The organism is Halomonas icarae, assembly GCF_009901955.1.
Classification (GTDB): Bacteria; Pseudomonadota; Gammaproteobacteria; order Pseudomonadales; family Halomonadaceae; genus Halomonas; species Halomonas icarae.
In genome coordinates this window covers 3,401,407-3,418,553 of record NZ_WUTS01000001.1, presented here as the reverse complement: position 1 = coordinate 3,418,553, position 17,147 = coordinate 3,401,407, and the positions used below count along the sequence as shown (strand labels likewise).

Sequence of the window (17,147 nt, the reverse complement as noted above, 5' to 3'; positions counted from 1 at the left end):
TTGCTCATGATCAGGGTCTCCTGGTCGGTCTGATCAGAGCTTAGCGCCTGGTCCGAATTTCGGGGACCACTTCAGATCGTGGCCATGGTCTTCGGCCTGATCTTCATGCTGCTGGGCTGGGCGCTGATGCCGCTGCTGCGTCACCGCCTGAAGAAGCGCATGGAGCAGATGCGCGCCGATCAGGCCGAAGATGTCGGTGGTGGCTTCCACTACCACGAGACCCGCTACCGCGAGACGCACTCCTCCAGAGGAAGCCACCACGAACAGCAGGTGCTGGAGGGGGACTATGAGGTCAAGGGAGACGAGGAGCAGAAGCGGTAAGCAGAATCGATAAACACAGGAGCCCGCCATCAGGCGGGCTCATAACTTAATAGATACAAAACAATAATCGCCAGGGAATGCTTATTCCAGCGACTCGTAGGGCAGCCCAACGTAGTTCTCGGCGATGGTGGTCAGCCCCGCCTCGGAGCTTGTCACATAGTCCAGTTCGGCCTGCTGCATGCGGGTGTTAAAGTCATCCTCCTCGGAGAACTTGTGCAGCATCGAAGTCATCCACCAGGAGAAGCGCTCGGCCTTCCAGATCCGCTTGAGACAGGTCGCGGAGTAGTTGGGGATCAGATCGGTACGCCCTTTCTGGTAAACTTGGACCATCAACCGATAGAGGGTGTTGACGTCACTTGCCGCCAGGTTGAGCCCCTTGGCACCGGTGGGTGGTACGATATGTGCCGAATCGCCCACCAGGAAAAGACGTCCATACTGCATCGGCTCGACCACGAAGCTACGCAACGGGGCAATGCTCTTCTCGAGAGAGGGCCCAGTGACCAGCTTCTCGGCTACCTCATCGGGGATGCGTCGCTTCAGCTCCTCCCAGAAACGCTCGTCGGACCAGTCCTCGACCTTCTCGTCCAGACCCACCTGAATGTAGTAACGACTACGGGTCGACGACCGCATGCTGCATAAGGCGAAGCCACGTTCGTGGCGAGCATAGATCAGCTCGTCGGCCACTGGCGGGGTGTCGGAGAGCAGACCCAGCCAGCCGAAGGGGTAGACCTTCTCGAACTCCTTGATACGATCCGCCGGGATCGATTTTCGCGAGACGCCATGGAAGCCGTCGCAGCCTGCCACGTAGTCGCAATCGAGACGGTGAGTCTCGCCATCCTTTTCATAGGTGATATAGGGACTATCGCTCTCGAGGCCGTGTGGCTGCACGTTGTCAGCCTCGTAGATGGTCCTGCCTCCGATGACTTCCCGCGCCTCCATCAGGTCACGCGTCACCTCGGTCTGGCCGTAGACCATCACGGTCTTGCCGCCCGTCAGCCCGGCCAGGTCGACGCGCACACGACGATTGTCCAGGGCCAGCTCCACGCCATCATGAACCTCACCCTCTTCATCCATGCGCTTGTCGACACCCGCCTCGCGCAGCAGGTCGACCATGCCCTGCTCCAGTACACCCGCACGAATACGACCCAACACGTACTCGCCGCTCTTGCGCTCGAGGATAATATTGTCGATACCCTGACGGCTCAGTAGTTGACCAAGCAAAAGGCCCGAGGGCCCAGCACCAATGATTGCGACCTGAGTTTTCATGGCGGAGAGACTCCATTGTTCGGAGGTATGAACAGATGTTCGCTATGTGGATTGTATTTTTCACTGAGTCTCTTCCCACAATAAGGCAATATCGGCAGTGTTATCTGGACAATCCCAATATTATCGACAGACTTTAGTCGAAAGTGTATTACCGGAGCTCCCCATGTCCACCAATGCCGTCCCCGTCTTCAAGCTGTATGGCGAGACACACCACTGGCCGACGCCGGATCTGCTGCACTGGGAGTCGATTGCCGAACGCAGCCAGCTCCACGACTGGAAGATCCAGCCTCACCGCCATGCCGACCTACTCCACCTGCTACATTTGACCACCGGGCGCGTCCGCCTTGAGCTGGAGGGGAGCCAGCGCTCCCATGAGGCCCCGCTGATCATCGTAGTGCCCGCCATGAGCATCCACGGCTTCCACTTCTCGCCGGATACTCAGGGGCATATCATTACCATGGCCAGCCCCCTGGCCGAACGGCTGGAACAGCAGCTGGGTGCCCAGGCGGCAGCGATGTCACTGGCCACCGCCTATCCACTCGCGGCCGACCGACCGGCCCGACGCATCGCGACCCTGGTGGACCAGCTGGGAGACGAGTATCGCCACCCCGCCCCTGGCCGCGAACGCATCCTGGAAGCATTCACCGAGGCGCTGTTCATCGAGATCTCCCGCCTGATCGCGAGACCGCTCCACACCGGCAGCACGAGTACTCCTCGTCCCCAGGAGCGAGGATTGGTACATCTGCAGAACTACCAGGCACTTATCGAACAACAGTTTCGTCAGCAGCCTAGTGTCGAACGGTTCGCCGAGCAGCTCAGCATGACCAGCGCTCACCTCAACCTGCTGTGCCGGCGCCTCGCCAATCGCAGTGCCCTGCAACTGCTGCATGAACGGCTGCTGCTTGAGGCGAAGCGCCAGCTTACCTACACCAACATGACGGTCGCCCAGGTTGCGGATAGCCTTGGGTTTTCGGAACCCGCCTACTTCACTCGCTTCTTCAAGCGCCTGACCGGCCTGGCACCGCGTGAGTTTCGGCGGCGCCAGGCCTAAGCGCGGCCCCGATATCATGCCCGCAGCAGTACCCCAAAAACGACAGCGCCCCCGCGAGCATGGCTCTCGGGGGCACTTGTTAGTCTAGAGATTGGCCCAGGGACTTCTGATGCTCACATCAGGAACAGCGCCGTCAGCGCCGGAAAGAGGATCAGCAAGGCCAGTCGCACGAAATCCGAGACGATAAAGGGTGCTACCCCCTTGAATATCTCGCCCAACCCGACATGAGGCGCCATGGCCTTGATCACGAACACGTTCATCCCAACCGGAGGGGTTATCAGCCCCAGCTCAACGGTCAGCACGGTGATGATGCCGAACCAGATGGGGTCGATACCGAGCGCCTGGATAATCGGATAAACCACCGGCACCGTGATTACCAGCATGGCAATCGCATCCATGAACATCCCCAGCACGAAATAGAGCAGCAGGATGCAGAGCACCACGACCATGGGCGAAAGCTCCATGCCATAGAGCAGATCGGTAATCGAGAAGGAGATCCGTGACACCGAGATGAAGTAGCCCAGGGTCTCGGCACCTACCAGCATGAAGAACACCACCGCCGAGAGCGCCAGGGTCTCCTGCACGCTGCGCCATAACGCGGCTGCGCGCATGCCCTTGACCAGGGCGTAGAGCAGGGTGGCGAAGGCGCCGACACTGGCTCCCTCGGTAGGGGTGAAGGCGCCAAAGTAGATGCCCAGAATCATTACCAGAAAGACCGCGAAGAAGGGCACCAGGCCAGAGAGCGAAGCCAGCTTCTGCGTCCAGGTGGTCGACTCGCCGGCCACCGCCAGCGATGGCTTGAGTCGCATCACCACGCTGACCGTCAGTGCATACATCACCAGCCCCATCAGCCCCGGCACCAGGCCTGCCATGAACATGTCGCCGACCGATTGCTCGGTAAGGATGGCGTAGATCAGCAGGGCGATGGAGGGCGGAATCATGATGCCCAGGGTTCCCCCGGCCGCCAGCGCGCCGGTGGCCAGGCCCCGGTTGTAGCCATAGCGTTCCATCTCGGGCAGAGCGACACGGGTCATGGTGCTGGCGGTGGCCAGCGAGGAACCGGAGATCGCCGAGAAGATGCCGCAGGAGCCGACGGCAGCGATGGCCAGGCCACCCTTCCAGCCACCGCAGATCACACGGGTAGAGTGGAACAGCTTGCCGGCCATGCCGGAATGTGCCGCCAGCACGCCCATGAAGATGAACATCGGTACCGCACTGAAGCTGTAGTTGGAGAGCACTTCTACCGGCACGGTCTTGAGCTGGGCGATGGCGGCATCCCAGCTGATCACCTGGGCAAAACCCACCACCCCGACAATCAACATGGTCAACGCTACTGGTACCCGTAGCATCATCAGTACCAACAAGAGGCCCAGACCGATGGCCCCGATCATCTCACTCCCCATGGGAGACCTCCCCTTCGACGCCGAAGATGGCACTCAACAAGGCATGGACCAGACTCCGTAGTCCCAGCATCAGACTAAGTACGGCGGCGGCGTAATAGATGGGCCCCATGGGAATCCGCAGGTCCTGAGTCACCTCACCATACCGAGCAGCCGAACTGCCGGACTCCAGCAGACCGAAAAAGAGCACCAGGCCAAGGGCCGTGAAACCCAGAAGATAGACGCCGTGCAGGCGGTTCTTGATGGTGGGTGACAGTCCATGGGAGAAGGCCTCCACCACCACCTGGCTCTTCTCCACATTGGCGGCCATGGCCGCCAGCAACGAGAACAGCATCAGATAGCTCACCAGCTCCACACTACCAGTCACGCTCAACGCCACGCCCCCGTCGGTTAGCCGCGCTAGATAGCGGGTAGTAACATCAACGATGGTAACCCCCAGCAGCCCCAGCAGGGCGATGCCGGCCACCAGCTTGCACAACAGGGCCAGCCAGTGGCTGGCCCTCTCGAGACTCAACTGCATCTTCGCTTACTCCTGGTCGGCCGCGCAGGACTTGCTGGCGGCGAGGGCCGCCTTATAGACCTCGCGTCCAGGCAGGCCACGCTCCTCGAGCTCGGCCAGATAACTCTCGATACCGTCCTGCAGCGGCTGCTGCCAGTCCGCATTCTCCAGAGGATTTTCGATCTCGCGGATGGTATGCCCCGCTTCCTTGGCTTCCTGCTTGCCCTCCACATCGAGACGGTCGAATACCGCACCGGCGTTCTCTGCCCATTTCATTCCGGAGTTGGCATCGATCACCGCCTGCTGCTCGGGGCTAAGGCGGTCGTAGGCGCGCTGGTTCATGGTCGCCACGAAGATCAGGGTGTAGAACGGCACCTCGGTGTGGTACTCGACCAGTTCATTGATACGGAACCCCTTGAGCCCCTCCCACGGAAAGCTCAGGCCATCGATGACGCCACGCTGCATGGAGGTATAGATATCCGGTGCCGGCATGCCCACGGGAGTTGCCCCCATGTTCTCGAGCATCTCCCCCGCCACTGCAGTAGGACGACGGATACGTAGACCTTCAAGGTCAGCCGGCACCTTCACATCGGTGTCGATGGTGTGGATGCCGCCCGGGCCGGTGGTGAAGAAGAACAGCGGCCGGGTATCGGCGTACTCCGCATCCAGGTGCCCATCCTCGTAGAGCGTCTGCAGCACGCAGGCACCCTGGGTGGCGTTGGTCGCTACCCCGGGTAGCTCGACGATCTGGCTCAGCGGGAAGCGCCCGGCGGTATAGCCTTGTGCAGTTGCGCTGATATCCGCGATGCCATTGGCCGCCGCCTCGTAGAGAGAATCGGGCTTGGCCAGCGTGCCGGAGGGGAACATCTCCACCTTGAGCTCGCCATCCGAGGCCTCTTCGAGCGAACTCGCCCACGCCTCGAAGATGTCGTTATTGATACCGGAAGCACCCGGCCAGAAGTGGGCCATGCGCAGGGTGGTGGCTGATTGAGCAGAAGTCGCGGCCAGGCCAGCAATGGACGCAGCCAACAGGCAGGCGGTGAGCTTGATCTTCATGGTAATCCTCCGGGGATTGTTGTCGCTGCGCTAAGCGTTCGCATAGTGAACATGAGTTCGCAATATAGTGCAAAAATAAACTAACGCCCCCTGACGCGACAAGCGACTTTAGTCTCATCCTGAGCAATCGTTCCTGGCGGCAAGGCCAATAAAAGTATGGCTCATGGCCATTTGGCGTGAAGCCAATGGAAGTTTCACGTAGGCCCGATAAGCTAAAGGCGCATCGGGCGTGACCCTGGCGCCCCCTCTATGCCCGGTGCGATGGTGCTTACCGAGCCTACGAATTTGGATGGCCCATTAGTGCCATGCGGCTGACCGTCACGCCAGTCTACGAAGAACCATTGTTAACGATGTGCCAAACCAGGTTGACAGGTTCCGCATCGCTGCCATCGAAACCGAGCTGGAGGAGCTAGATCTCACTTCTGCCACGCCAGCGGCGAAGAAGACGTCTAAGCGCGCCCCCTTGCCCCGGAGCTGCCGCGCACAGAGATTCACCATGATCCGGAAAGTGATCACTGCACCTGTGGTTGTCAGCCACGTCGAATCGGCGATGCCGAACGGCACCGCGACAGCCAAGGCGCTGGACTTCAGCCTGAAACGCTGGTCGGCTCTGACGCCCTACCTCGATGACGGCGGGTTGCCGATCGACAACAACCAGGTCGATAACCTGATCCGCCCATGGGCGATGGAGCCGCAGCAACTGACTGTTCGCCGGGCCACTACGCAGCGGCCAGCACGCCGCCACCATCATGAGCCTGATCCAATCTGCCAAGCTGAATGGCCACGAGCCCTGCGCCTACCTCAGAGACGTGCAGGAAAGGCTGCCGACCCACAAGGCCAGCCAGGCCCATGAGCTCCTGCCCCACCACTGGCAGCACAACGCCAGATCACTAACAAGCGGTGTTGCCCGTTCGCTTACCCATAGGATGAAGCATACCCAGACGGACCACCCCCTCCCAAACCTGCACAGTTTAGGAGAGGGTCACCTCGGGGGCTCACCTACGTCAGGCTCGAAGCAAGGCAAGCCTCATTGGCGGACTTGACAACCACCACCATGATTAGCTTATTTAAATCGGGTAGTGTCTCGGTCCGAGCTGAACAGTTACCCAACGAAGCTCTGTAAATTCTTCGATTCCTGCTTTACCACCAAACCGCCCATAGCCACTCGCCTGAACTCCCCCGAAGGGCATCTGGGGCTCGTCATGTACGGTTGGCGCATTGACATGGCAGATCCCAGAGCGGACATGCCCTGCCAGCTTGATAGCTCGTGCGGTATCACGGCTGAAAATCGCCGCAGACAACCCATACTCGCTGTCGTTGGCAACCGCCAGGGCCTCGTCTTCCCCGTCGACACGTATCACGGATGTCAAGGGTCCAAAAGACTCCTCTGTGTATAGCCGCATTGTTGGAGTCACACCGTCGATTACGGTAGCAGGCATTATTACACCTTCTGCCCTACCGCCACAGGCAAGGCGAGCGCCCTTCGCTACTGCATCATCAATTAGGGAGTTAAGCTTTTCTCCCGCTTTTGAATCAATAAGAGTGCCAAGCTGAAAGTCACCGTCCCGCGGATTGCCAACCTTGAGCTCTTTGGCACGCATCACCAGCTTCTCGACAAAAGTGTCTGCTACTGCGCAGTCGACAATAAGTCGCTCGGTGGACATGCAAATTTGCCCTTGATTGAAAAAGGCACCGAAGATGGCTGCATCCACAGCGGCATCGAGGTCGGCATCCTCCAGTACTAATACAGGTGCTTTCCCACCGAGCTCCAACAGGACTGGCTTAAGGTGCCGTGCTGCCTTTTCTGCGATAATCTTCCCCACACCGGTAGATCCAGTAAAGTTGATTCGGCGCACTGCTGGATCAGAGATCAACGTTTCAACTACCTCTGCAGCATCCTCCGGAGCATTGGTGATGAGGTTCACTACCCCGTCTGTAAATCCAGCCTCCTGTAGAACCTCGACGATCAGATGGTGTGTAGCTGGACACTGCTCCGAGGCCTTGAGAATAACGCTATTACCACAAGCCAAGGGAGTTGCAATCGCTCGAGTACCGAGGATAACGGGAGCATTCCAAGGCGCGATGCCCACTACCACCCCACAGGGGGCACGTACGCCCATGGCGAGGCTATCCGGCACATCGGAGGGAATTAATTGTCCCTGGACCTGGGTCGTCAGAGCGGCAGCTTCACGTAGCGTGGCGGCAGCAACCTTCACGTTAAAGCCGGCCCAGCCGGAGGTAGCACCGGTCTCACCCATCATGCGCTCAATGAAGTCGGACTGACGGGATTCCATCAGATCTGCTGCCCTGAGCAGTTTCAGACGCCGCTCACTGGGGCCAGTTTTCAAATATCTCGCGAAGGCCAGATGAGCAGACTTCGCAGCCGCACGTGCATCGTCTACAGTCGCTGCAGCGGCTTGAGTTACATCTCGTTGAGAAAAGGGATTCGCACGGTTGAAAATCCCACCACCGGTGGCAAGACGGCTCTCACCGCCTATCAGCAAGTCCAATGCGTTCACAAATATCTCCAAATATCTAGATTATTAAAACATCACGAAGAGCAGCGCTCTTGTAGAGATAGTGCTTTTTGATAGACCTCTCTGGCATTATCAAGACCTCGTTCTTCAAGACGTTCGAGGTAGATGTTCGTACCTTGTTTCAAGAGGGGAGCCCACTCGGGGTCATCGAGAGGATTCTCCACAGTGTGAATGACATCGCCTTGCTCCAGAGCTTCCTGGCGCCCTTGCCGGTCCAGCTGGTCGAAAACGCCACCAGCAATCTGCGCCCACTCCATACCGCTGCTACGATCGATAACGGCCTGCATGTCTGGAGAAAGCTGCTCATAGGCCGACTTGTTCATCGTGGCCACTATCGCACCTGCATAATAAGGAACCTGAAGGTGATAGTTCACCAGCTCATTGATGCGAAAAACGCTCATGGCCTCCCAAGGAAAGCTCAATCCATCCATAACACCGCGCTGCAGAGAAGTGTAGATATCAGGCGCAGGCATCCCCACAGGATGGGCCCCCATACTGGACAGCATTTCACCCGCTACGTCGCTGGGCCGGCGAATGCGCAACCCTGCAAGGTCTTCCGGCGACTTGACTTCCGTTGCCTTGGTGTGTATATAGGCTGGCCCCGTCGTGAACATGAAAAGAACATGGCTATCATCATACTCCGCCGCAATGTCTCCCTCATCATAGAGAGATTGCAGAATACAACTTCCCTGTGATGCATCCTTTACAACTCCGGGGAGTTGCACAATCTCTGTTAATGGAAACCGTCCTGCCGTATACCCCTGTAGCGTTACTGCAACATCAGCGATTCCATTCACAGCCGCTTCGTAGGATTGGTCGGCTTTACTCAAGGTCTGCGAGGGATAGATCTCAACCTGTAGCTGGCCGTCGGATTCTTGTTCGATTCGGTCGGCCCATGCCTGATAGATCTCTTGGTTAACGGTCGAGCCTGATGGCCAAAGATGAGACATTCGTAGCGTATCGGCTTCCGCCAATGATGTGATAGACAGGCCTGCTGCCGAAGCCGCAATCATTAAGGGGGACACTGCACGCTTCATACTGACATCCTCTTGAAATTATAATTTCCGAAGGTAAAGATTTTTTTTAACATTTCCAATCAAGGCTCAATGGTTGTAGTGGGAACCTCGATCAGAAGGGGTTTATCACTGGCAAGCCCCTCCGTTAAAGCCTTTTCAAAGGCTTCACGACTTTCAGCGAGCACGGCCTCAAGACCATAGCCATTTGCCAAGGCGCAAAAATCCATACCCGGGATAGTTAGCCCTGGAGCATCATCAACATTCAGCATTCTCGAGAACCACTCAAGTGCACCATAAGTATCATTTTTCAATATGATAAAAATTATCGGCAACTTATACTGAACGGCACTCCAAAGTGCACTTATCGCATAGTTAGCAGACCCATCTCCAATAACCGCTACCACCGGCCTATCGGGCTCGGCGAGCTTGACGCCTATCGCGGCCGGCAAACCAAACCCTAGCCCTCCAGAAGCTGGAAAGTAATAGCTACCGGGATGACGCATCTCTACGCGCTCCCAGAATGCCGTCACCGTCGAAGTCGATTCCTTAACATAAATGGTATCTTCAGGCGCTAAAGCATTTAACGAATCGAAAACGGTCTCTGGCGCAAGGCGCCCCGGAGCTTCCGGCACCGGTTCCGGCAGGGGTAGAGCTTCAGGCAACTGACGATCGCTTTGCTCCAGCAGCGGAAGCAGTGCTTGCAGTGTTGCATGCAAGTCGCCTACTAGCGTATCTCCCATTGGAGACCGTGCTGCCTCTTGCACATCGCCGGTTAAGTGCAGGAGCTGCGTACCTTCAGGGAGGTAACGGCCCGGCGCATTCTGATGGTAGCGAAAGACCGGAGCGCCAATGACCAGCACGAGGTCGTGGCCTTCAAGCTTTGCAGATATTCCCGAGATAGCGGCCGGCAGCACGCCTCGGAAGCACGGGTGCCGCGTGGGGAAGGGACAGCGCGACGCAGAGGGCGCCACCCATGCCGGCATACTCAGCCTCTCGGCAAGCGCTACAGCCAGCTGATTGGCCCGGCTGGCATCCACTTCGGGACCCAACACTATCGCAGGGTTTTTCGCTTGAGCGAGGTGCTCTTTGAACCATTCGAGCTGTGAGCTTGAAGGGGTCCCAGCGGATTGCACGTCACGCTCTACCAGGAGCTCAGCATCGGCATCGACATCATGCCCCCAGTCATCATAAGGAATTGACACATAGACAGGGCCGCGAGCTGGCAAGCTTGCCATGTGAATGGCCTGGCTTAGCGCGCGCGGCACATCTTCAGGACAGGCTGGCTCATAGCTCCACTTTACCAGAGGTTTAGGCAGCTGGGTTGCATCAACGTTGGCCAACATGGCTTCCACGCCTATCAGTGGGCGCGCCTGCTGGCCGGCAGTCAACACCAAGGGTGAATGGGAATACCACGCGTTAGTCAGTGCCCCCATCGCGTTTCCAGTGCCGGCCGCAGCATGCAGATTAACGAGTACAGGCTTGCCGCTGGCTAGCGCGTAACCATCCGCCATCCCTACGACCACACCTTCATGGAGGCCAAGGATATAGCGGAAATCATCCGGAAAATTTCTGAGGAAAGGCAGCTCATTGGAGCCGGGGTTACCAAAAATGGTGGTCATTCCCCGGTGACGAAGCAATGAATAGGTTGTGGAGTGGACGGTAGACATTGGCAGCTCATTAATCGGTTAACACCTTTCACGCTAGCTGCTCTACAATAATTGATCAAATCAATGCTATTTCTATCAAAAATAGATGGTATCTATGCCTCTTCCTGACCTCAATCTGATTCGTGTCTTCGTCCTGCTATACGAGACGGCAAGCGTCACCTCAACCGCAGAACGCCTCAATGTAACGCAACCCTCCATCAGCTACGCTCTGGCTCGCCTACGGCAGCAGTTCGACGATCGACTCTTCATTCGTGCCCGGCACGGAATGACCCCTACGATGACAGCCCGGCAACTCTATCCACCATTACGTGATGCTCTGGGTCAGCTTGAGGCGACACTTGGAAGCATGCAGGAATTCGATCCAGCCAGCTGTTCACAACGGTTCCGCCTGGCATTGACCGACCTTGGCGCAATGGCCTTGCTTCCTGCTATTTATCAGAGACTTCAGAAACAAGCGCCATGCATCGAACTCGAGGTGATACCTCTGGAGATCGACCGTGTGGAGGAGTGGCTACTCAGCAGCAAGGTGAATGCGGTCATCTGCAGCCGTCCCATCATGACCGAGAATCTGGAGCAGTGTGTGATACTCCGTGACCGCTATGTATGCCTGGGGCGTACCGAGCTCTTGGGCCCAAAGCCAATCTCGCTTAAGAAATTTTTAGCCATACGCCATGCACTGGTAGCCAGTTCTTCTGGCCACAGCCTGGCCGAGGATGTAATGCGACGCAACGGCTATCAGCGGAAAGTCAGCTTGGAAGTTCCGCACTTTTCGGTACTGCCCCGGTTGCTACTCGCCAGCGATCTGTTAGCCATTGTCCCAATGCAAATTGCCAAGGAATTCATTCACGACAGTAAGTTGGACTATCATGAACTACCCTTCTCCGTTCCAGAGTTTGACGTAACTCTCTATTGGCACGCCGGTTACAGCCGCTCACCTGCTCAACGATGGTTTTGCGAGACCATAATGAATGCTATCAAGGAGATATGACTATTAGCGTACTTTTGGATCAGCCAATTCTTAGCACCGGCTTGACCGTAATGCCGTTCGCCGAGTCCTCGAAGGCCTGGTTGATCTGCTCCGGCGCATAGAACCTGACCAGCCGATCGAATGGGAAACGCCCCTCCTTGAAGTAGGCCACCAGTTGCGGAATGAACACACGCGGCACCGAGTCACCCTCGATCACGCCGATCATCGACTTGCCCTCGGCCATCAGGTCCTGGTGCACATCGAGCGTCACCTCGGGGGTGACGCCGACGATGGCCGAGACACCCAGCGGGCGCAGCGCCTGCAGCGACTGGCGCACCACCATGGGCACACCGGTGGTCTCCAGCGCGAAGTTGCTGCCGCCACCGGTGATCTCGCGTACCCGCTCGAGGGCATCCTCATTCTCGCCGTTGATGGCATGGGTCGCCCCCAACTCCCGGGCGAGCTCGAGACGGCTGTCGTGAACATCCACCGCGATGATCTGGTGGCAACCGGCGATGCGTGCCGCCATGATGGCGGATAGCCCCACGGCACCACAGCCGTAGACCACCAGGCTGGAGCCGAACTCGGGCTTGAGCCGGTTGAGCACGGTGCCGGCACCGGTCTGGATGCCGCAGCCCAGCGGGCCGAGCAGCGCCAGATCCACATCGGGGTCGACCTTGACCGCATTGCGGGCATTGACCACGGCGTGACTGGCAAAGGACGACTGGCCAAAGAAGGTCGCCAGCGCCTCGTCACCCCGGGCGATACGGTGGCTGCCATCGTCCATGGCGCCACCGAAGTTCAAGTCATTGAAGGTGTCGCAAACGGTAGGATGCCCGGTCAGGCAGTGTCCGCAGCTACCGCAATGGGCAAACGACAGCACCACATGATCGCCCACCTCGAGCCCGGTCACGCCCTCGCCGAGGGCCTCGACTACGCCGGCTCCCTCATGCCCCAGCACGATGGGGAATGGGGCAATCCCCAGGTCGCGGGCCACGGCATCGGTATGACAGACACCGGTGGCCACGATACGCACCCGCACCTCGCCCAGGGCGGGTTCGGCCAGTTCGACCGATTGCCATTGAAAGTCGCTGCCCTGTTCGGCGGTGACTGCCGCTTGAATCTGCATCGTTCCATCTCCTTACAGTGATACGCGGGAAGTCCGGCCGCAAGAAGTGGCCGGACAAAGACAACTTGGACTAGAAGGGATAGCCACGCGGCGTATGCTGGACGCTGACCCATTGATCGGTGGTGTACTCCTCGATGGCCCAGTCGCCATTGAAGCGTCCCAGCCCCGAGTTCTTCTCGCCGCCGAATGCCACGTGGGCCTCATCGTTGACCGGCATGTCGTTCACATGGGTCATGCCCGCCTTGATGCCCTGGGCGAAGCGTGCCCCGCGGGCCAGGTCGGCGGTGAACACCGCGCTGGAGAGGCCATACTCGCTCGAGTTGGCGAGCTCCAGGGCATGCGCCTCGTCCCGCGCCCTCTGGATGCCCACCAGCGGGCCGAAGATCTCCTCGCGGCTGATCTCCATCTCCGGGGTGACATCGCCGAACACATGGGGCGGCACCAGCTGGCCATCGATCTCGCCATCGAGCAGCACGGTGGCACCTTCCTGCCGGGCGGTGGCGATCTTGGCCTCGAGCCCCTCGCGCTGCTTGGCGTTGATGATCGGCCCGACCACGGTGGCCATGTCGTCCGGGTCGCCGACCTGGAGGCCCTTGACCTTGGCAACGAAGCGCTCGACGAAGGCGTCGTAGCGCGAGGCATCGACGATGATGCGGTTGATCGCCATGCAGATCTGCCCCTGGTGCAGGAACTTGCCCATGGCCGCGGCGTTCACCGCCTGGTCGATATCGGCATCGTCGAGCACCACGAAGGGGCTGTTGCCGCCCAGCTCCAGCGCCACCTTCTTGATGTGCTCGCCACCGCTGCAGATGCCGCCGATGCGGCGCCCCACCGGGGTCGAGCCGGTGAAGGAGATCATGCGGGGCACGCGATGCTCGACGAAGGCATCGCCGATCTCGCTGCCGGCGCCCACCACCACGCTGAGAAGTCCGCTGGGCAGGCCAGCCTCCTCGAAGATCCTGGCCAGCAGCAGGCCGCCGGTGACCGGGGTGTCGCTGGCCGGCTTGACCACCACTGCGTTGCCCAGCGCCAGCGCCGGGGCGATGGAGCGCTGCGAGAGGTGCAGCGGGAAGTTCCAGGGGCTGATCACCCCCACCACGCCCAGAGGCTTGCGGTAGACGCGGTTCTCCTTGCCCGGCACGTTGGAGGCCAGGGTCATGCCATGCACCCGGCCCGGCATGCTGGCGGCCTCCTGGGTAATGCCGCGCGCCGCGCCCCACTCGACGTTGGCCTTGAGCCGGGTGCTGCCCGACTCGCGGATCAGCCAGTCGATGATCTCCTCCTTGCGGGCATCGAAGATCTCCACCACCCGCTGCAGCAGGGCGCTGCGCTCCGCGGGCGGGGTCGCCGCCCACTCGGCCTGGGCCTGCTCGGCGGCCAGGAAGGCGGCGTCGAGGTCGCTGCGATCTGCCAGGCGGATATCCAGCAGTTTGCTGCCATCAAAGGGGTTGGTCACCGCGGCGCGGCGCTCACTGCTGCCCTCGCGCCACTCGTAGGCGATGGGCTGCAGATGGAAGTCGGTATAGCGTTCACTCATTTCTCATTCCTCCCGCTGGCCATGACCCAGGCGGTCATGGCCTTGTTGTCGCATATCGGACGCTTCACTCGTAGATGTCGAGATCGCTTGCCAGCACAAAGTTGCCGTCGTAATAGCCAGCCATCTCTTCCTGCAGCTGCTCATCAGTCTGGCCAAATAGCAGGGGGTGAGTCATCACCAGCAGCTGCGGATCAATGGCATCGCCGATCTCGGCCAGCTGCTTGGTGCTGGTGTGGGCGTGATACATGTAGTCCTGCCAATCCTGAGGGAGCTGGTGAACACCGCCCTCGCTCATGACCTCGTGGATCAGGATATCGGCATCGCGGAAGTACTCATAGAGCCCCTCCTCGTGGCGCGTATCGCCGCTTATGACCACCGTCTTCTCGGGAGTCTCTACCCGGTAGCCGAACGCCATGCCATCTTCCCAGCTGCCGTGGGGCACCTTGAAGGCAGTGATGGTCACCTTGTCGTCCTTATGCACAACCTGAGTGTCGCTAATCTCGGTGACATCGACCTTAAAACCATCCGGGTTGGCCGGCTGGGTGCCGTGCAGGCGATGGTCGATATCGTCGACATAGGCCTCCAGGATGTTGGTGGTCATGGCCTCGAGCCCCTTGGGCCCGATCACCTTCATCGGCTCACTCCGCCCCATGATCCAGGGACGCAGCATTAGCTCCGGCACGCCCATGACGTGGTCAGAGTCGAGGTGGGTGATGAACACCTTGTTCATCTCACCGTAGACGGAGTCATTGCTGAAGTAGATGTCCTCGGGCATGAAATCCTTGCCGGAAAGCGCATCGAAGTTCCTGACGAAACCGGGACCGGCATCGAACAGGTACATCTCCTTGTCAACCACCACCAGGATTGACTGGCCGGCACGCTCATGCTTGAACACCGGCGTACCGGTGCCCAACATCACCACGGTCGTGTTGCTGTTCACCGGCTGGCCTTTTGCTGCCTCCTGCGGCTCTGCAGCGTGCAGGGAATGGCTGCTCAACAGACCCACCAGCACCATCGCTGTCAACGACTTCAGGGAAAAATCAGTGGACATGTGTTTTACCTATTTTTACGTTGCACATTGTTCTAGACGGGCCGCCTCCTCGGTGGCGGCCTGAGGCATATCGTGACCGGTCGTCACTGCCGAATGCCGGACTTACCGGGTGACAGGATGCCGTTGGGGTCGAGCGCGTTCTTCAGCGTCTTGTGCACCTCGCGCAGCGGTTCGCCGAAGGTGCCGGCGACCTGCTCCATGAACTCGGTATTGGTGCGGTAGAGGCCATAGCCGCGCTTGGCGAACTCGTCGATCAGCTCGGCGAAGCAGTCGTGGGCACGCTGGGTCTCTTCCGGATCCTCGCGGTTGTAAAGGAGGTCGATGACATGGTGCATGTCGCGCCAGCCGACGATGTACTCTGCCACGTAATCGAAGCCGTACTTGCCGAGGATCTTCTGAGCCAGCTCGGTCTGATCCTTGGTCTCGCTACCCTTCGCCTGGGAGACCGGCGCAAACCACATGGAGCCACCACCCCCACGCCAGTTATAGAGGCCGAACTCCTGAAGGTTCATATCCCCCCTCATCAGGGCCGCACGATACTCGAAGCCACCGCCCCGTTTCTCGGCCTCCTCACCGTACATGATCTTGGCCTTGCCACTCTTCCCGAAGGCCTGCTCGACGATCTTCCAGTTGACGTCAATCTGCTCGGGGGTGCCGTATAGCGCCGCGTAGACGTTCCACTCGCCGACGCCCTCATCCTGCTTGATGCGCTCGATGGCCTCGCGCGGGATGGAGTCACTACCCTCGTAGTAGGTCTTGCGCTGCACATGGGTGCCCGCATCCCAGAGGGTGTGCACAATCACCACCGCATTGGGAATAATCTGGGCAATGCGCAGCGGGCGCAGGACATCGACGATCTCCTCGATATCCTCAGGGTTGTCATACTGGATCACGAAGGGGCGATAAGCCGGAGGCTCGGGCATCAGCCACAGGCCCATCTTGGTCACGATGCCGTAGTTGGACTGGGTAAAGAGACCGTCGATATAGGGACCATACCCCCACTTGAACACCTGCCAGGAGCTGGAGTTCTCGATGCCTCCCATACCGGTGCGTACCACTTCACCGTTAGCCAGCACGACTTCCATGCCACACTGGAACATGAAGTGTTCACCGTAGGGCGTATAGCCCACGCCGCGGTCCAGGGTATTGCCCACGGGGCCTGCGATGGCCGAAGGAGCCGGCGGATCCAGCCACAGTTTGAGGTCGTTCTCCTTGATGTAGTCGTAGAGCTGCTGATAGGTCACGCCGGGCTCGAGCAGTGCCGTACAGACCTCGGGATCGACATCGAGAATCTGGTTCATGCGGTGCATATCGAGGATCACCTGGCCGGTCTCGCCGGGGGCGGCGCTGCCGTAGCCCAGGTTCTTGCCGGTGGAGATGGTCCAGATCGGTACCTTGTACTCGTTACAGGTGCGCACGATGCCCTGAACCTGCTCGGTAGTGGTGGGCAGCAGCGCCGCGGAAGGGATGTAGTCCTTGTCGTCGCCGGCCATCATGATCTTGGTATAGGGCGCGAGTTGGTCGCCTTCGGTCAGGACACTATCGGCCCCGAGAATCTCGCGGAACCGAACGAGGGCAGCGTCGAAGTCAGCTTCGGACACGCCCTTGGGAAGAATTCGCTGTGTGGTGCTCATGAAGTCGTCTCTCGAT

The 17,147-nt window shown here is 59.2% G+C and carries 14 protein-coding genes and 1 pseudogene; 4 read left to right on the top strand and 11 right to left on the bottom strand.

The features are described from left to right. Positions 1-78 precede the first annotated feature (78 nt). Positions 79-321, top strand: a complete 243-nt coding sequence (locus tag GRB80_RS15770; RefSeq protein WP_161424180.1) for a hypothetical protein — start codon at positions 79-81, stop codon at positions 319-321. Between the two features lie 81 nt (positions 322-402). Here the strand turns inward: GRB80_RS15770 and pobA are convergent, their stop codons facing one another. Beyond that, on the bottom strand, positions 403-1,587 hold the full coding sequence (gene pobA, locus GRB80_RS15765) for a 4-hydroxybenzoate 3-monooxygenase (protein ID WP_161424179.1): 1,185 nt from the start codon (positions 1,585-1,587) through the stop codon (positions 403-405). 163 nt (positions 1,588-1,750) lie between these two features. On the opposite strand from pobA, the gene GRB80_RS15760 reads away from it, so the two are divergent. Continuing rightward, positions 1,751-2,638: a helix-turn-helix domain-containing protein gene (locus tag GRB80_RS15760; protein WP_161424178.1), complete on the top strand. Its 888-nt coding sequence runs from the start codon at positions 1,751-1,753 to the stop codon at positions 2,636-2,638. Positions 2,639-2,751: 113 nt separating this feature from the next. On the opposite strand, the gene GRB80_RS15755 is transcribed toward GRB80_RS15760, so the two are convergent. The 3 genes from GRB80_RS15755 to GRB80_RS15745 are packed head-to-tail and all read right to left on the bottom strand — an operon-like array spanning position 2,752 to position 5,593. After that, complete coding sequence (locus tag GRB80_RS15755) at positions 2,752-4,041, bottom strand: TRAP transporter large permease (protein WP_161424177.1); 1,290 nt, start codon at positions 4,039-4,041, stop codon at positions 2,752-2,754. After that, positions 4,031-4,558 (bottom strand): TRAP transporter small permease, encoded by a 528-nt coding sequence (locus tag GRB80_RS15750; RefSeq protein ID WP_161424176.1) that lies wholly within the window; start codon positions 4,556-4,558, stop codon positions 4,031-4,033. Before GRB80_RS15750 ends, GRB80_RS15755 begins: the two co-directional genes overlap by 11 nt. A gap of 6 nt (positions 4,559-4,564) precedes the next feature. Continuing rightward, entirely contained in the window at positions 4,565-5,593 is a 1,029-nt protein-coding gene (locus GRB80_RS15745; RefSeq protein WP_161424175.1) for a TRAP transporter substrate-binding protein, read from the bottom strand. A 550-nt stretch (positions 5,594-6,143) separates the two neighbouring features. Between GRB80_RS15745 and GRB80_RS15740 the strand changes: the two are divergent. After that, positions 6,144-6,468 (top strand): annotated as a pseudogene (locus tag GRB80_RS15740) (transposase domain-containing protein); the annotation flags it as partial. A gap of 192 nt (positions 6,469-6,660) precedes the next feature. Here the strand turns inward: GRB80_RS15740 and GRB80_RS15735 are convergent. The 3 genes from GRB80_RS15735 to mdlC are packed head-to-tail and all read right to left on the bottom strand — an operon-like array spanning position 6,661 to position 10,813. Continuing rightward, entirely contained in the window at positions 6,661-8,112 is a 1,452-nt protein-coding gene (locus GRB80_RS15735) for an aldehyde dehydrogenase (RefSeq protein WP_161424174.1), read from the bottom strand. A 32-nt stretch (positions 8,113-8,144) separates the two neighbouring features. Next, complete coding sequence (locus GRB80_RS15730) at positions 8,145-9,167, bottom strand: TRAP transporter substrate-binding protein (RefSeq protein ID WP_161424173.1); 1,023 nt, start codon at positions 9,165-9,167, stop codon at positions 8,145-8,147. Positions 9,168-9,226: 59 nt separating this feature from the next. Further along, the gene (gene mdlC / locus GRB80_RS15725) at positions 9,227-10,813 is read right to left on the bottom strand and encodes a benzoylformate decarboxylase (RefSeq protein ID WP_161424172.1); all 1,587 of its coding nucleotides are present in this window, start codon (positions 10,811-10,813) and stop codon (positions 9,227-9,229) included. A gap of 94 nt (positions 10,814-10,907) precedes the next feature. Here mdlC and GRB80_RS15720 point away from each other — a divergent pair, with 94 nt between their 5' ends. Continuing rightward, positions 10,908-11,801 carry a LysR family transcriptional regulator gene (locus GRB80_RS15720; protein WP_161424171.1) on the top strand — a complete coding sequence of 298 codons (894 nt, stop codon included), beginning with the start codon at positions 10,908-10,910 and terminating at the stop codon, positions 11,799-11,801. Between the two features lie 19 nt (positions 11,802-11,820). On the opposite strand, the gene GRB80_RS15715 is transcribed toward GRB80_RS15720, so the two are convergent. From GRB80_RS15715 to GRB80_RS15700, 4 genes are all read right to left on the bottom strand, one after another. Next, the gene (locus GRB80_RS15715; RefSeq protein WP_161424170.1) at positions 11,821-12,909 is read right to left on the bottom strand and encodes an NAD(P)-dependent alcohol dehydrogenase; all 1,089 of its coding nucleotides are present in this window, start codon (positions 12,907-12,909) and stop codon (positions 11,821-11,823) included. Between the two features lie 70 nt (positions 12,910-12,979). Further along, the gene (locus tag GRB80_RS15710) at positions 12,980-14,446 is read right to left on the bottom strand and encodes an aldehyde dehydrogenase family protein (RefSeq protein ID WP_161424169.1); all 1,467 of its coding nucleotides are present in this window, start codon (positions 14,444-14,446) and stop codon (positions 12,980-12,982) included. Positions 14,447-14,510: 64 nt separating this feature from the next. Then, entirely contained in the window at positions 14,511-15,497 is a 987-nt protein-coding gene (locus tag GRB80_RS15705) for an MBL fold metallo-hydrolase (protein ID WP_161424168.1), read from the bottom strand. An 83-nt stretch (positions 15,498-15,580) separates the two neighbouring features. Further along, a complete protein-coding gene (locus tag GRB80_RS15700) occupies positions 15,581-17,131 on the bottom strand; it encodes an FAD-binding oxidoreductase (protein WP_161424167.1) in 1,551 nt (516 codons plus the stop codon). Between the last annotated feature and the right edge of the window lie 16 nt (positions 17,132-17,147).

What these genes read in the sequence shown, in the direction of transcription:
- pobA (WP_161424179.1), bottom strand. Translation starts at nt 1,587, where the DNA reads ATGAAAACTCAGGTCGCAATCATTGGTGCTGGGCCCTCGGGCCTTTTG.
- GRB80_RS15760 (WP_161424178.1), top strand. Translation starts at nt 1,751, where the DNA reads ATGTCCACCAATGCCGTCCCCGTCTTCAAGCTGTATGGCGAGACACAC.
- GRB80_RS15755 (WP_161424177.1), bottom strand. Translation starts at nt 4,041, where the DNA reads ATGGGGAGTGAGATGATCGGGGCCATCGGTCTGGGCCTCTTGTTGGTA.
- GRB80_RS15750 (WP_161424176.1), bottom strand. Translation starts at nt 4,558, where the DNA reads ATGCAGTTGAGTCTCGAGAGGGCCAGCCACTGGCTGGCCCTGTTGTGC.
- GRB80_RS15745 (WP_161424175.1), bottom strand. Translation starts at nt 5,593, where the DNA reads ATGAAGATCAAGCTCACCGCCTGCCTGTTGGCTGCGTCCATTGCTGGC.
- GRB80_RS15730 (WP_161424173.1), bottom strand. Translation starts at nt 9,167, where the DNA reads ATGAAGCGTGCAGTGTCCCCCTTAATGATTGCGGCTTCGGCAGCAGGC.
- mdlC (WP_161424172.1), bottom strand. Translation starts at nt 10,813, where the DNA reads ATGTCTACCGTCCACTCCACAACCTATTCATTGCTTCGTCACCGGGGA.
- GRB80_RS15720 (WP_161424171.1), top strand. Translation starts at nt 10,908, where the DNA reads ATGCCTCTTCCTGACCTCAATCTGATTCGTGTCTTCGTCCTGCTATAC.
- GRB80_RS15715 (WP_161424170.1), bottom strand. Translation starts at nt 12,909, where the DNA reads ATGCAGATTCAAGCGGCAGTCACCGCCGAACAGGGCAGCGACTTTCAA.
- GRB80_RS15710 (WP_161424169.1), bottom strand. Translation starts at nt 14,446, where the DNA reads ATGAGTGAACGCTATACCGACTTCCATCTGCAGCCCATCGCCTACGAG.
- GRB80_RS15705 (WP_161424168.1), bottom strand. Translation starts at nt 15,497, where the DNA reads ATGTCCACTGATTTTTCCCTGAAGTCGTTGACAGCGATGGTGCTGGTG.
- GRB80_RS15700 (WP_161424167.1), bottom strand. Translation starts at nt 17,131, where the DNA reads ATGAGCACCACACAGCGAATTCTTCCCAAGGGCGTGTCCGAAGCTGAC.